Origin of the sequence: Burkholderia cepacia (assembly GCF_001039005.1) — a bacterium.
GTDB lineage: Bacteria > Pseudomonadota > Gammaproteobacteria > Burkholderiales > Burkholderiaceae > Burkholderia > Burkholderia theae.
The window spans coordinates 13,408-27,819 of the sequence record NZ_LDWR01000089.1 but is presented as its reverse complement, the minus strand read 5'-3'; the positions used below and the strand labels follow the sequence as shown (position 1 = coordinate 27,819).

The 14,412-nt window shown below is 66.4% G+C and carries 15 protein-coding genes; 10 read left to right on the top strand and 5 right to left on the bottom strand.

Features of this window, described 5'->3' with window-relative positions; all coding sequences use genetic code 11:
* The first annotated feature begins 743 nt into the window (after positions 1-743).
* Positions 744-2,372 (top strand): NADP-dependent glyceraldehyde-3-phosphate dehydrogenase, encoded by a 1,629-nt coding sequence (locus VL15_RS36785; protein WP_048251746.1) that lies wholly within the window; start codon positions 744-746, stop codon positions 2,370-2,372.
* A 63-nt stretch (positions 2,373-2,435) separates the two neighbouring features.
* Here the strand turns inward: VL15_RS36785 and VL15_RS36780 are convergent, their stop codons facing one another.
* Positions 2,436-3,068: a LysE family translocator gene (locus VL15_RS36780; RefSeq protein ID WP_048251793.1), complete on the bottom strand. Its 633-nt coding sequence runs from the start codon at positions 3,066-3,068 to the stop codon at positions 2,436-2,438.
* 593 nt (positions 3,069-3,661) lie between these two features.
* Here VL15_RS36780 and VL15_RS36775 point away from each other — a divergent pair.
* From VL15_RS36775 to VL15_RS36750, 6 genes are all read left to right on the top strand, one after another.
* Positions 3,662-3,985: a hypothetical protein gene (locus tag VL15_RS36775; RefSeq protein WP_048251745.1), complete on the top strand. Its 324-nt coding sequence runs from the start codon at positions 3,662-3,664 to the stop codon at positions 3,983-3,985.
* A gap of 88 nt (positions 3,986-4,073) precedes the next feature.
* The gene (locus VL15_RS36770; protein ID WP_048251743.1) at positions 4,074-4,307 is read left to right on the top strand and encodes a hypothetical protein; all 234 of its coding nucleotides are present in this window, start codon (positions 4,074-4,076) and stop codon (positions 4,305-4,307) included.
* Positions 4,304-4,849 (top strand): hypothetical protein, encoded by a 546-nt coding sequence (locus VL15_RS36765; protein WP_048251741.1) that lies wholly within the window; start codon positions 4,304-4,306, stop codon positions 4,847-4,849. Before VL15_RS36770 ends, VL15_RS36765 begins: the two co-directional genes overlap by 4 nt.
* An 88-nt stretch (positions 4,850-4,937) precedes the next feature.
* Entirely contained in the window at positions 4,938-5,423 is a 486-nt protein-coding gene (locus VL15_RS36760; protein ID WP_048251740.1) for a hypothetical protein, read from the top strand.
* A 242-nt stretch (positions 5,424-5,665) separates the two neighbouring features.
* Positions 5,666-7,129 (top strand): PepSY-associated TM helix domain-containing protein, encoded by a 1,464-nt coding sequence (locus VL15_RS36755; protein WP_048251738.1) that lies wholly within the window; start codon positions 5,666-5,668, stop codon positions 7,127-7,129.
* Positions 7,130-7,167: 38 nt separating this feature from the next.
* The gene (locus tag VL15_RS36750) at positions 7,168-9,285 is read left to right on the top strand and encodes a TonB-dependent receptor (RefSeq protein WP_048251736.1); all 2,118 of its coding nucleotides are present in this window, start codon (positions 7,168-7,170) and stop codon (positions 9,283-9,285) included.
* 70 nt (positions 9,286-9,355) lie between these two features.
* Here VL15_RS36750 and VL15_RS36745 read toward each other — a convergent pair whose 3' ends face one another.
* The 4 genes from VL15_RS36745 to VL15_RS36730 all read right to left on the bottom strand — a co-directional run bounded on the left by VL15_RS36745 (position 9,356) and on the right by VL15_RS36730 (position 12,585).
* Positions 9,356-9,721: a copper resistance CopC family protein gene (locus VL15_RS36745; RefSeq protein WP_048251734.1), complete on the bottom strand. Its 366-nt coding sequence runs from the start codon at positions 9,719-9,721 to the stop codon at positions 9,356-9,358.
* A gap of 16 nt (positions 9,722-9,737) precedes the next feature.
* Positions 9,738-10,655 carry a transporter gene (locus VL15_RS36740; protein WP_053077785.1) on the bottom strand — a complete coding sequence of 306 codons (918 nt, stop codon included), beginning with the start codon at positions 10,653-10,655 and terminating at the stop codon, positions 9,738-9,740.
* Positions 10,656-10,763: 108 nt separating this feature from the next.
* The gene (locus VL15_RS36735; RefSeq protein ID WP_048251732.1) at positions 10,764-11,147 is read right to left on the bottom strand and encodes a DUF2946 domain-containing protein; all 384 of its coding nucleotides are present in this window, start codon (positions 11,145-11,147) and stop codon (positions 10,764-10,766) included.
* A 193-nt stretch (positions 11,148-11,340) separates the two neighbouring features.
* On the bottom strand, positions 11,341-12,585 hold the full coding sequence (locus tag VL15_RS36730; protein ID WP_048251730.1) for an NADH:flavin oxidoreductase/NADH oxidase family protein: 1,245 nt from the start codon (positions 12,583-12,585) through the stop codon (positions 11,341-11,343).
* Positions 12,586-12,662: 77 nt separating this feature from the next.
* Here VL15_RS36730 and VL15_RS36725 point away from each other — a divergent pair, with 77 nt between their 5' ends.
* The 3 genes from VL15_RS36725 to VL15_RS36715 all read left to right on the top strand — a co-directional run bounded on the left by VL15_RS36725 (position 12,663) and on the right by VL15_RS36715 (position 14,355).
* On the top strand, positions 12,663-13,121 hold the full coding sequence (locus tag VL15_RS36725; protein ID WP_048251728.1) for a MerR family transcriptional regulator: 459 nt from the start codon (positions 12,663-12,665) through the stop codon (positions 13,119-13,121).
* A 104-nt stretch (positions 13,122-13,225) separates the two neighbouring features.
* On the top strand, positions 13,226-13,921 hold the full coding sequence (locus tag VL15_RS36720; RefSeq protein ID WP_048251726.1) for a hypothetical protein: 696 nt from the start codon (positions 13,226-13,228) through the stop codon (positions 13,919-13,921).
* Between the two features lie 113 nt (positions 13,922-14,034).
* Positions 14,035-14,355, top strand: coding sequence for a DUF1330 domain-containing protein (locus tag VL15_RS36715; RefSeq protein ID WP_048251722.1), 321 nt, complete (start codon positions 14,035-14,037; stop codon positions 14,353-14,355).
* The last annotated feature ends 57 nt before the right edge of the window (positions 14,356-14,412 follow it).

The window sequence follows — 14,412 nt, the reverse complement described above, 5'->3', positions numbered from 1 at the left end:
GCTCGTAACGGAGCGAAATATTAAACGAGAATGATTCGTGTTTTCGATTAATTTTTTGTGTCGCGTGCGACGTGTCGCCTGCCCGCAACGTGCGGACGCATTGCGCTCCGGATTCCTGACGAATGCCTTTCGTTTTCGCGATATCGATTCACGCGCCGCCGAAAGCTCAGCGAAAGAATTCGATCTACCGCATCAAGTACATCGTGCGGAAACGGTCACGCAGAAGGTGGGATTCGGGATACGGCGACGGGGAGATTGGAGAGGATCACGAAGGATCCGGTGAAGCTGGCGGCACGCATTCGAGGTCCGGTGCGCGCCGGACCGGGCAATCCCGACCCGGCGCTCCGGGCAGCCGACCTCGCATCGGCAGCGCGGCGGACCTTCTTCTCTTATTCACTACGTCTGCTCTCTCAGGCTCGCTTCATTTTTTTCTTCGCCGCGCCGCGCCATTATCCGCCCAATCTGGTCAGCGGGAAACGTTTGCGGGTGCGCCGGGCACGTTATTCCCGCTATTCGGCAACAGTCTTTCTGAATACTTACGGATCGCGCGACACAGTTCGGCAATTCTTGCATTCGCGTCGGCGTTCCTTTTTAATGGAACTGGTTCCAGTCGCTGATTCGGCCATGTCCTCGCGTGACGCTTCGTCGTGTGCGCGTCATCATGCCGATTCAGGATCGAGGATCGCTCAGCTCAGGATTCGCATCGCCCGCCCTTCCCGGACACCCCGTCAAACGAGACCGTCATGCCCGATTCCGCCTCCCTGCAGCAGCTGTTTCCCGCCTATCAGGACATCCCCGCCGAATTCCGGCTGAGTTCGCCGATCCACCAGCGCGTGTCGCTCGTCGACGGCGAACTGCGGCCGTGGGACGGCACGACCAAGACCGTGCTGTCGCCCGTGTGCGTGCGGCAGGCGGACGGCAGCGTCGAGCAGATGGAGATCGGCAGCTACCCGGTGATGGGCGAAACGGAAAGCGACGCGGCGCTCGACGCTGCGGTGCGCGCGTACGACTCGGGCCGCGGCGAGTGGCCGACGATGAAGGTCGAGCAGCGCATCGCGTGCATGCAGGACTTCATCAAGCGGATGGTCGCGCAGCGCGAACTGGTCGTGAACCTGATCATGTGGGAGATCGGCAAGAGCCTCGCCGATTCGCAGAAGGAGTTCGACCGCACCGTCACGTACATGACGCAGACGATCGATGCGCTGAAGGAGCTCGACAACGCGAACTCGCGCTTCGTGATCGCGGAAGGCACGATCGGCCAGATCCGCCGCACGCCGCTCGGCGTCGTGCTGTGCATGGGCCCGTACAACTATCCGCTGAACGAAACCTTCGCGACGCTGATCCCCGCGCTGCTGATGGGCAACACCGTGGTGTTCAAGCCGCCGCAGTACGGCACGCTGCTGTTCGAGCCGCTGCTCGAAGCGTTCCGCGACGCGTTCCCGAAGGGCGTGATCAACACGATCTACGCACCGGGCGCGGTGGTCGTGCCGCACATGCTCGCGTCGGGCAAGATCAACGTGCTCGCGCTGATCGGGTCGAGCAAGGTGGCCGATCACCTGAAGAAGCAGCACCCGAAGTCGCACCGGCTGCGCGCGATCCTCGGCCTCGACGCGAAGAACGCGGCGATCGTGCTGCCCGACGCCGATCTCGATCTCACCGTGAAGGAATGCCTGCTCGGCGCGCTGTCGTTCAACGGCCAGCGCTGCACCGCGCTGAAGATGCTGCTCGTGCACCGCTCGATCGTCGACGAATTCCTGAAGCGCTTCACCACCGCGCTCGAACAGCTGAAGATCGGCATGCCGTGGGAAAAAGGCGTCAGCATCACGCCGCTGCCCGGCATGCATCGCACGGCCTACATGACGGACGCGATCGACGATGCAAAGGAAAAGGGGGCGCAGGTCGTCAACCACTCGGGCGGCGAGTTCAGCAAGACGCTGTTCTATCCGGCCGTCGTGTACCCGGTGTCCGAAGGGATGAAGCTGTACCGCGAGGAACAGTTCGGGCCGATCATTCCGGTCGCGCCGTTCGACGACGTCGACACCGCGCTCGACTACGTGACGACGTCGGATCACGGCCAGCAGGTCAGCATCTTCGGTTCCGACCCGGCGCAGATCGGCGCGCTCGTCGATCCGCTCGTGAACCAGGTGTGCCGCGTGAACATCAACTGCCAGTGCCAGCGCGGGCCCGATGTGTTCCCGTTCGCGGGCCGCAAGGATTCGGCCGAAGGCACGCTGTCGGTGAGCGACGCGCTGCGCGCGTTCTCGATCCGCTCGATGGTCGCCGCAAAACAGACCGACGGCAGCAAGCAGCTGCTCGACTCGATCGTGTCGGACCACTACTCGAAGTTCATCAATACGGGCTTCATTTTCTGAAGCACCCGTGATGCGCGAACCCTTCGCCGTGCGCCGATGCGGCGGAGGGTTCGTTCCGGCAAGCTACACGTTCGACGCCAGCAGCCGGATCCCCGCCACGCCGAACACCACGGCGAGACACGCTTCCATCGCGCGCCGGCCGCGCACGTACAGCCGGCGTGCGCCGTCCATCGAGAACACGAGCGCATAACCGCCGAACACCAGGCACCCGATCACGAGGCAGCCCGGCACGACGGCACCGTGCGACGCGCCCGCGCCGTTCGACGACAGCGCGACGATCGATACCCATACGAGAATGGCTTTCGGATTGGTCAGGTGCAGCATCGCGCCGCGTACGTAGAAACGCGACAGCCGCTGCTCGCGCGCCGCATTCACTGATGCCGCCGCCGGGCCCGCCAGTGCCGTGCGCCCCGACTTGAACGCGAGCCACAGCAGATACAGCCCGCCGAAGATCTTGATCGCGACCAGCAGTTTCGACCACGCGAGCAGCGCGGCCGACACGCCGAGCGCCGCCACCGTCGCCCAGCACATCGACCCCGAAATGACGCCGAGCGCGAACGCCAGCGCTGCCTTGCGACCCTGGTTCGCGGCGACCGACATGATCGCGAGATTGCTCGGCCCGGGGCTGGCCGTACCGATGAAATAGGCCGTGTAGGCAAGCAGCAGGTTGGCCGAGAAGAAGGCGTGGACGCTCATGTCGAACCTCGCAGGGATGATCCGCAGATTGTTGGCAAACGCGCGCCATCTGCCCATGGACAATTGCGCGGCCAATCGCTGGGCCAGTTCGATGGCGGCGCGGCCGGAGCGCCGCTCGCGAAACCGTCTCGGTTCTGAAACAACTGGCGCATTCGCCGCCGGTTCCGCCGAGCGAGGGCGGCCCTCTCACACCATGCTTCCGACAAGCCGAACGCGTTGCCGGCGCAGGCGGCACGCGCGGGCCGGCACGTTTCGGCCTTCCGCCGGTGGCAACGCGCAACGCGTTTTATTCCGGCGTTACGTTACATCCGTGAAGCATTTCACTGCATCGAGCCGCTCGGTACGCCCGACGTCTTCCGCGCCCCGCCTGTAGACGCCCTCCTCGGCCGCCTCCGCAACCCAGTACCAGCGGGACTCGCCGACCGGTGCGGTAGCGCGGCTCAACATTGCTCAACAATCGGATCGCGGGGCTGGTACGGAACCTGCATTCCGTTCCGATAAACGCCGCGCCGGTCATCGCGCGGCCATGAGTCCACCCTCGGGCGCGTCCACCGGATACGCCCGAACGATCCGCGCAAGCAACGAGGCCCTTCATGGATGCGCTGCCCAATTCGTCCGACACGTCGTTCCAGCTCTTTCTCGCGAAGCTGCTCGAACAGCCGTTGCCCGACTGGACCGAAAAACAGCAGATGGAGCTCGAGATGGCACGCACGCTGTCCACCGAGATGGTTCACCTCGCCGAAGACATGCGTGCCCGCACGCCCGATCTCGCGCGCTGCCTCGTGCTGCTCCGCTATGCGAAGGTGCTCGACTTCATGCTGACGTCGCTCGCCGCGCACCGCGACATTCACCCGCAGACGCTGCGCACGCTGTTCCGGCTCGCGAACCTGAAGGTCGACGACGCGTATCCGGCTTGAGCCGGCGCCACGCATCGGCCGCCGCGGCCGGCAATCACGGCACGGGCGGCCCTTCCCGCTTCGCGCGAATGCCCGACGACATCGCCGCATGAGCATCAGGAACCGACAATCCCGGTTGGTCGGCGAACTCGGCATCTTCGTGAAGCGCTACGGACGTCGGGCGCAGAAGCATGTCGATCCGAACGATCGCCGCTACGATCACGACGTCGAGCGCACGATCGCGCGGCTGTCGCCGGCCGCCCTCTCCGATCTGCTGGTTGGCGATGATTTCAGCGAAGACGACGCCGCGGCCGGTTCCGCCGATACGAGACGCATCCCGTGAACGCCGCCGACTTCGACCGGATCTGGCCGGCCATCTGCGATACGCCCGCGTGGTCCGTGACGAAAGGCCAGGGCAGCTTTCTCACGTTCGAATTCGGGGAACCCGCGCTGCATGTCAGGGAGCCGCTCGTCGGTTCGCCCGACCTGTCCGCGGCGGCGCGCGACCGGCTGGCGTCGCGGCACGTGACCGTCGCCGGCAACGGGCATCTGTGGATCTGCTACTGCCACTGGTCGATCGCGCTCGACGGTCGCGAGCTCGCACACAGCGAATCGCGGTCCGGCGACATCGCGGCCGCCGCGCAACGTCTCGACGGACAGATCCTGCAATCGGTCATGCCGCGTGCCCAACCGGGTTCGTGGGCATTCGACTTCGACCTCGGCGGCAAACTGACGACCTGGCCATACGGCGACGACCCGGCCGATGAACAGTGGCATCTGTACGACCGGCGCTCGGGCAACGTGCTGACCGCACGCGCGGACGGCACCTGGTCGTACGGCCCCGCGAACGCGCCGCTAGGCGACGGACCGTTCAGCCCGGCCTAGCAGCCCCGTTTCCGCTTGTCCGCGACTTGTGCCGCCCATCAGCGCTGCCGCCGGCCCGGCCCCACAAACGGATGTACAATCGCGCGCCATGAATGCACTTCGCCGCTTCCTGCTCCGGCAAGGCGTCGCGCGACAGCTGCTGTGGGGGTTCCTCCTCGTGACGCTGCTGTCCCGCGCGCTGATGTCGGGTGCCGTGATGCTCGATCCGGACGGTCCGGATGCGGGCTCGGTGGTGCTGTGTTCGGGCCGCGGCCCGCTGATCGTCGACGTGGCCGCGCTGAGCGCCCGTTTCGATGCGGGCGCACCGATCACACCGGCCAACGATGCGCTGGCGCTCGTCGATGCGCTCAAGCATGACGCGCACGCCGGCAAGACGGCGTCCTCCGGGAACGGCGACAGCCTCTGCGCGTTCGGTGCGGCGCTGTTCACGGCGCTGGCGTCGTTCGCGCTGCTGGTGCTGTTGTTCCCCGCCGCAGCGCCGCGGCGTGTCCGGATTCACTTCGACTCTCTTCCTTTCGTGCGATCGATATTCGACGATCGCCCGCCTTCCCGCGCCCCTCCGCTGTTCTGCTGAACGTTCCGCCTAGCGGCTCGTGCACATCGATGTGCATGAGCCTTCACGTCGTTCGTTTCACATCACCCGATTCAAGCGTTCACCCGAATGCCCGCGCCGCGCGGGCGACGCCGCCCTGCGCACCGCGTGCGCATGACGCCGCGTCGCCCGTTCCGTCGGCGCGTGCCCGCGGGTGTGCCGCACGTTGACGACAGCCGGCTCGCGCTGGCTTGACCGCTCGACGACCACGAGGAGCTGACACCATGTCGACCACCGTCGAGCAGGCGATCTCGCCTGCCCGTTCCGCAAGCGCCGGTTACCGGACGCTCTGGCGCTGGCACTTCTATGCCGGCCTGTTCGTGATGCCGTTCCTGGTGATCCTCGCGATCACGGGGACGCTCTATTGCTTCCAGCCGCAGATCGAGCCGCTGCTGTATCCGCAGCGGCTGGTCGTCGAGCCGCGCGGCACGCCGCGGCTCGCCCCCGACACGCTGCTCGCGAACGCGCGTACCGCGATGCCGGCCAGTGCGACGCCGGTTTCGGTCCAGGTATCCACCGCGCCGGACCGCAGCGCCGAGTACGTATTCCGGCTGCGCGACGGCAGCCGCGAGAGCGTGTACGTGAACCCGTACGACGGCAGCGTGCTCGGCACGCTGAGCGTCGAGCGCCGCTTCATGCAGGTCGACCGGATGCTGCATCGCAAGCTACTGCTCGGCAAGACGGGCGAGTTGCTGATGGAGCTCGCCGCGTGCTGGACGTTCGTGATGATCGGGACCGGCATCGCGCTGTGGTGGCCGCGTGGCACAGCGCGCGTCGGACGTGCGCTGCGGCCCGACCTGTCGCTGCGCGGCCGGCCGCTGTGGAAGAGCGTCCACGCGACGGCGGGCATCTGGCTCGCGGCCGGCACGGTGGCGTTCATCCTGACGGGGCTGCCGTGGTCGGGCTCGTGGGGCAAGAACTTCAAGGCGCTGGCCGCGACCGTGAACCTCGGCGCGCCGGACGGCGTATGGGGCGGCGCGTCGTTGCACTCGACACGCCCGGGCGCACCCGCCGAGCCTATGCACGCGCCGGCCGCCGCACCGGCCGGCCATCATCACGAATCGGGCGAGTCGATGCCGGGGATGGTGATGGACGACCTGCCGTTGCCGCAAACGCCGTGGGCGGTCGGCAACGTGCCCGTGCCGCATTCGCCGTCGGCACCGACGCCGGCACCGCTGCCGCTGGCGCGCGCGATCGAGATCGTTGCGGGGCTCGGCGTGACGAGCGGCTACACGCTTGCGTTGCCGTCGGGCCCGGACGGCGTGTTCACCGCGTCGTACTTCCCGGCCGACCCGAAAGCCGAGCGGACGATCTACATCGACCAGTACAGCGGCGCGGTGTTGAAGGACATCCGCTATGACGACTACGGCGCGGTGTCGCAGGCCGTGTCGTACGGCACATCGCTGCACATAGGTCGTTATTTCGGGCTCGCGAACCAGATCGTCTGCGCGGTGCTGTCGCTCGGGCTGGCCGCGATGGCCGTCACCGGCACGGTGATGTGGTGGAAGCGCCGCCCGGCCGGCAAGCTGGGCGCGCCGTCGCGCGAACGCGGCACGCCGCCGATGCGCGGCTGGATCGCGGGGCTCGTGCTGCTCGGGATCGTATTCCCGCTGATGGGGATCACGATCGTCGCGGTCTGGTTGATCGATCGTTTGCTGTTCGGCCGTGCGGCGCGCACGGCTGCGTGATCGAAAAACGATTAGATAGATTCAAAGGATTCCGAAACATGAAGTTCAGATTGATACTGCCCGCCGCCGTTCTCGCGACTTTTGCGCCAGCCGGGCAGGCACAGGAAAGCGACATCAAGGGCACCGGCACGACGCTCGCGCCGATTCGCGTTGACGCGCAGAAGCCGGCCCCGTTGACGCAGCCGCTCGACACGGGCAGCCATCTCGGGCTGTCGTCGCTCGAAACGCCCGCGAGCGTCGAGCAGATCGACCGCGCGACGCTCGACACGCGCGGCGACAGTTCGATCGTCGATGCGGTAAGCCGCGCCGCCGGCATCAGCGAATCGCCGCACCCCGGCAACGGCGGATCGGAACTCGGCGCACGCGGCTTCGTCGGCGCGGCGTCGGTGACGCAGCTCTACGACGGCGTGCGCCCGTATGGCGCGATCGGCGTCACGTTTCCGTTCGATACGTGGTCGGTCGACCATATCGACGTGCTGCGCGGCCCGGCGTCGGTGGTCTACGGCGAAGGCGCGATCGGCGGCGTCGTCAACATCGTGCCGAAGAAGCCGAACCGCACGCCGATCCGGAACGAACTGCAGGTCGGCGGCGGCACCGAAGGCACGGCGCGGGCTGCGTTCGGCAGCGGCGGCGCGATCAACGACACACTGTCGTACCGCTTCGACATCAGCGGTAATCGCTCGTCGAACTGGGTCGATCGCGGCGATTCGCGCAACCTGTCGATCTCGGGCGCGCTGCGCTACGACGTGACGCCCGACCTGTACGTGACGGCCTCGTACGCGCAGGGCTTCCAGCATCCGATGCAGTATTTCGGCGTGCCGCTCGTGAACGGCGTACGCGATCCGGCGCTCGACAAGAAGAACTACAACGTCGGCGACAGCGACATCGCGTTCCGCGACAGCTGGGCGACGGTGTCGGCGAACTGGCAGCCGAGCGACAGTCTGAACGTGACGAGCACGCTGTACCGGATGAAGAGCAACCGTCACTGGAAGGACGCCGAGAACTACACCTACCTGCCGTCGACCGCACAAGTCCGGCGCAGCAACTACACGGAGATCTTCCACGACCAGGCGCAGTACGGCAACGTGACGACGGCCACCGTGAGCAGCGCGCTGCTCGGGATGCGCAACACGTTCTCGGCGGGTTTCGAGTTCAATCACACGACTTTCCAGCACGACAACAACTCGCCGTATTCGGGCACGTCGACGGTCGATCCGTTCAGCTTCGATCCGGGCAGTTTCATCAACGCCGCGGGCACATATCCGAAGTACCGCAGCCAGGCGAACCAGTACGCGCTGTTCGCGGAGAACCGGCTCGAAATCACGCCGCGCTGGTCGGTGATCGGCGGGCTGCGCTACGACCACGCGAGCGTGAACCGCGACGATCTCGTAAAAGGCGGCGCGTTCACGAAGGTGTTCGCGAACACGGGCTGGCGCATCGGCACCGTGTATGACGTGCGACCCGGTCTCGCCGTGTACGGCCAGTACTCGGTCGCGGCCGATCCGGTCAGCTCGCTGCTGTCGCTGAATGCGTCGAAGGCGAACTTCACGCTCGCGACCGGCAAGCAGATCGAGATCGGCGTCAAGCAGTCGTTCCTGGATGGCAAGGCGGAATGGACGCTGGCCGCGTACCGGATCGTGAAGAGCAACCTCCTGACGGCCGATCCGCTGAACCCGAACCAGTCGATCCAGGTCGGCCAGCAGTCGTCGCGCGGGCTGGAAGCGACGGTCGGCGCGGAGATCGCGAAGGACTGGCGCGTCGACGCGAACGTGTCGATCCTGCGCGCGAAATACGACGATTTCCAGCAGGTGTCCGGCGGCACGATGGTCTCGCGCGCGGGCAACGTGCCGGTGTCGGTGCCGCAGCGTCTTGCGAACCTGTGGGTAAGCTGGCGTTTCGCGCCGGACTGGACGGGTATTGCCGGTGTGAAATACGTCGGCAAGCGCTTTGCCGACACGGCGAACCAGCTCGTGATGCCGTCGTATACCACCGTCGACCTTGGTCTTGCATGGAAGCCGCGCAAGGACACGACGATCACGGCACGCGCGTACAACGTGTTCAACCGCCGCTTCGTGCAGTCCGCGTACTACAACGAAACGCAGGTTCTGCTCGGCAACGACCGGCGGCTCGAAGTGCTGGCGAACTACCGGTTCTGACGCCGCGCGATGCGGTACGACATGCCCGCCGGCGCATGCGCGGCGGCGGGCACGGCCATCGTCACGTCAATCACTTCACCGTGAACGCGTAGTGACCCTGCGTGCGGTGGCCGTCGAGCGCGACGGCCACCCACGCGACCGTATAGACGCCCGGCGTCAGCGGGTTCAGCGCCACGGACATGTGCTTCCGGTTCGATGCGTCGACTTCGGCCTTGCCGTTCGTGACGGCGCGGCCCTGCGCATCGGTGACGGCGATCGAGCTGAACGCGGGTTCGAGCCCGTCGTCGAAATCGATCGCGACGCGCTTCGGCGACGCGGTCACGGTCTCGCCCGCGGACGGCGCCTGATGCGTCGGATAGGCATGTGCATGCGCAAGCTGCGCGCCGGCGAGGAGCAGCGCGGTGGCGGCCGTGCGCATCGTGGTCAGGACGTTCATGCGGTTTCTCCCTGGATCAGAAGAGCGGCTTGCCGAGCGAGCCGGGGAACAGGTCGTCGAAATACAAGTGCGCGTCGAAGAGCACGCCGATATGGTTGCCGCTCGCGCGATTGACTGGAATCTGCGCCTCGACACCGAACTGCCCATAACGATTGAGCCACAGTAGGCCCGGGTTGATCGTGCCGGTAGTCTGGCCCGAACACGCACCCGCCGTGCAGGTGCTCATCGGCGCCTCGACGACGAAGATCATGTTGCTGAGCGGCTGCGGCAGGCCGAGGTTCTTCACCTGCTGCTGCAGGTACGGGATGCTGTATTGCAGCGTCATGCCCCAGCCGAGCGAATTCGGGCCCTGGTCGGACGACGCCGTGGTCAGGTTCGGCCCGACCTCGGCCGTGATCGCGAACGGGCGCAGATAGCCGAGCGACGCGGGCAGATCGCCGAAGCCCTTGCCGAGATAGACAGCCGGCGTGAACGTGGAATACGGATTCGCAATCGACTTTGCGCCGGTGCCGCCGATCTCGGTCTTGAGGCCGACCGATGCCATGAACTCGTGCGCCGGATTCGTATAGGCGAGGTACTTCACACCGAGCGTGACGTTGTCCCAGCCCTTCGCGGAACCACCGTCCGGGGCGTTCTGCGACACGTACTGGCTCGCGACGCTGAACGCGAGGTTCTTCGTGATCAGCTTGTCCCACTCGTACGACACGGTGTTGACGTTCACGTTGTTGCCGCTGTCGTCGGTGGTCTTGATGTGGCCGAACTGCGTGTCGAATTCGTCGCCGACGCCTGGATCGTCGACGGTCATCGTGGCGGGAAAGACGCGATCGCCGACCACGGCGTGTGCGTTCGCGAATGACGCATGGGACAGGCCGGCGATGGCGGCCAGCAGCGCGGCGCATGCGCGAGGCGCGTGCCGTTCGGTAAAGCGGGGCATGGATGTGTTCTCCAGTTGTCGTTCGATGCCGTCGCGCATGCGCGCGACGAACGGCCGCTCGCTTCGGTCGCGAAGCGGCGGCTAGTCAGAGGGAAAGCTCAGACGAACTCAGGAGAACGCGGGAGGCGCGCGCGATTGCGCGATGGTATGGACGACACGAATGCGGGCCGGAATCGATGCCGACACGACCGGCATCTGCGAGTCGGCAAGCGGCGCGGCGAAAGCGACCGGATGGCCCGGCAGCACGGTCGCATGTGCGACGAAGCTGCAATAAGGACACGCTTGCCAGTGCGCGTTGGCGTGATGCGCGGACTTGCCGTCGTCGTGCGCGACCGGCGCCTCGTCGATGCTGGCCGAGCAATAAACGGCCAGCACATCGACGAGCCGGTGACGCGACGCCATCATCTGCGAAACCGCGGGGGCGAGCGCCATCATCAGGATTGCGATCAATCCGATCAGGCTGCCGGGTTTGCGGAAACGAGCGACGTGCATGACGCGCGAAGGGAGTGGAATGCAATGAAGGTGGCAAATTATGCCACGCTGAAATTGCATTCACGCGCCTGAATAATGCAGTAAACGAACCCGATATTTCAGCAAGCAATCCGAAAGTATCGACCCGGAAAATGACCCGCCGGGCGGCGGGTCATTCAGTCCGGAACAGGCGCTTCAGATGCGCCCATGCGCATCACGCGCGCGCCGCCGCCGCGCGCCCCGCCATCCACTTCCGGTAGCGCCGCGTCTGGCACTGCGCGGCCAGTTGTTGCCTGACCAGCGCGCGCAGCGGCGACACCTGCGGGTGCGTGCGACGCCCTTCGCTGAGCCGCGTGAGCTGGAACTTGACGACGGCCATGTTGGCCAGCGCGCCCAGCGCCTTGTTCTTCCACCGGATCGGCTGCAGCACCGGCGCGCTGTCCTTGCCGGCCCGCCACTCGCGCGGCAGGTTCGGCTCGATCGACAGCGCGGTCGCGATGCCGACCATCGCCACGCCGCTGTCGACCACCTGCTCGGCGACCGCGCGGCGCCGGATGCCGCCCGTGACCATCAGCGGCATCCGCGCGACGGCCGTGATGTCGCGCGCGAACTCGAGGAAATACGCTTCGCGCGCGAGCGTGCGCCCGTCGCGCGCTTCGCCCTGCATCGCCGGTACTTCGTAGCTGCCGCCCGACAGTTCGACCAGATCGACGCCGAGCGGATTCAGCAGTTCGACCACGCGCTTCGCGTCTTCCGCGCTGAAGCCGCCGCGCTGGAAATCGGCCGAGTTCAGCTTCACCGCAACGACGAATGCCGGCGACACCGTCGCGCGCACCTCTTGCACGATATCGAGCAGCAGGCGCGCGCGATTTTCGATGCTGCCGCCCCACTGGTCCTGCCGGCGGTTCGTCAGCGGCGACAGGAACTGGCTCAGCAGATAACCGTGCGCCGCGTGAATCTGCACGCCGGTAAAGCCGCTTTGCTCCGCGAGCTGCGCGGCCCGCACGAAGCGCTGCCGCACCTCGGCGATATCGGCTTCCGTCATCTCCTTCGGCACCGGGAACTGCTTCGACAGCGCGCCGAGCGCGAGCGGCACGGCCGACGGCGCGAGCGTCGTCTGGCCGAGCGCCGCCTGCATCTGGCGCCCCGGATGGTTGATCTGCATCCACACGTGCCCGCCGCCCGATCGCGCGATCTGCGCCCAGCGGCGGAAGTGATCGAGATGCGCATCGCTCTCGAGCACGACACCGTTCGGCCCCGTCATCGCGCGGCCGTCCACCATCACGTTGCCGGTCAGCATCAGGCCGACCTGTCCGTCGGCCCACGCCTGGTACAGGCGCAGCAACGCGTCGGACGGCGCGTGATCCGCATCGGCCATGTTCTCTTCCATCGCGGCCTTGGCCAGCCGGTTCGGGATCACCGCCCCGTTGGGCAGTGTCAGGGGCGTAAACAGGTTCATGGAGGGCATCCTCGATTGACGATGCCCAACGATAACTTTAAAGTCAACTTTAAGGTCAAGCCCCTTTGGAGCACTGCATGAAAATCGGCGAACTGGCGCGCGCCAGCGGCATCGCGGCGTCGCGCATCCGTTTCTACGAAGCGAGCGGGTTGCTCGAACCGGCCCGCCGGCAGGCGAATGGCTATCGGGAATACGGGTCGGAAGCGTTGACGCGCCTCGCGATCATCGACCGCGCACAGCGCGCGGGCTTCGCGCTCGACGAAATCCGCGCGGTGCTGCCGCCCGATCTCGGCGCATGGCCGCGCGACGAACTGCTGGTCGCGTTGCGGCACAAGGTTGACGAAATCGCGCTGCTCGAACAGCGTCTCGCGCAGAACCGGCGCCATCTGGAGACGCTGATCGACGAGATCGAGAACAAGCCGGCGGGCGAGGATTGCGCGGGCGCCGCGCAACGCATGCTCGACCGGCTGTGCGAACAGGCCAGCGAACCGCTGGCGCCGGCGCCCGTCGCACGGCCGACGCGCAAGCGCGCATGACCGAATGCACGGCGTCACCCACCAATCAATCCACCCGCGTTGCGGCGAGACGAGCCGACGCGTGCGCGTCGGCTTCCGCATCACGACCTCATGACTCGAACCGCATGACGATCCCCCGCTTCAAAGGACTCCTCATCGCCGCGCTGCTGACATTCGGCATCGGCAATGCATACGCCACGCAGTGCGGCGACACATCTTCGTCGATCCGCTGCCCGGACACCTCCGATCTTCCTGACGACATCGTCGCGCAGCTTCCCGCCGGTTACGAAGCACTGGACGCCGCATCCGGACGCCTGACCGACAGCGCCCGCCCCGGCTACGTCGTCGTCGCGCATCAGCCCGGCGATTCGATGCGCACGCCGTCGTTGCGTCCGCTGCTGGTCTTCCTGCAGGGCAAGGACGGGCGCTACCGGCTGGCCGCGCGCAACGACACCGTGATCATGAAAGCCGACGAAGGCGGCATGGGCGACCCGTATCTCGATGGCGTCGCCGAGAACGCGCTCACGGTCGAGCCTCGTACGTTCACGATCGAACAGGGAGTATTCGCGGGCCATAACCACTGGCGCGACCGCGTGACGTTTCGCTACGACGTCGCGCACCGCACGTGGGTGTTCCATCGCGAAGTGTTCCGCAACTGGCGATTCAACTATGAGCAGGACGGCGATGCGCTGAAGGCCGACCCGGTGCGCGTCACGCGTGCCGATGCGGCCAAGGCCGTCGCGTTCGAAGCGTGGCGGCCGAGTTACTGGTGCGATTCGGCCGAGCGGCGCGAAAGCGATCCGGTGTGCCGCAAGCATTGATGCCGGCGCGGCCGCACGGATTCGCTTACGTCGCAGGTAATCGACGTGCGCCGTGCGCGCCGCGATCATGGCTCCATCGACGCACGAACCGCGTCACGACAAGGAGCCCCGCCATGACCGCCTACGCCATCGCCCACCTGCACGACGTCGACATGTGCGACGACATCGTCGAGTATCTCGAACGCATCGACGGCACGCTCGTGCCGTTCGACGGCCAGTTCGTCATTCACGGCGCACGGCCGGAGGTGCGCGAAGGCGTGTGGCGCGGCGACCTGATCGCGATCGCGTTTCCCGATCTCGACACGGCGCGCGCGTGGTACGAATCGGATGCGTACCGGCAGATCCAGCCGCTGCGCGCACGGCACGCGAGCGGCCCGCTGATCCTGATCGACGGCGTCGATGAACGGCACAAGGCGACCGACGTCCTGCGCTGATCTGCGACGCCGGCAACGCTTGCGACACGTTCGTGCCATCGGCCTGCAAGGTCGCCG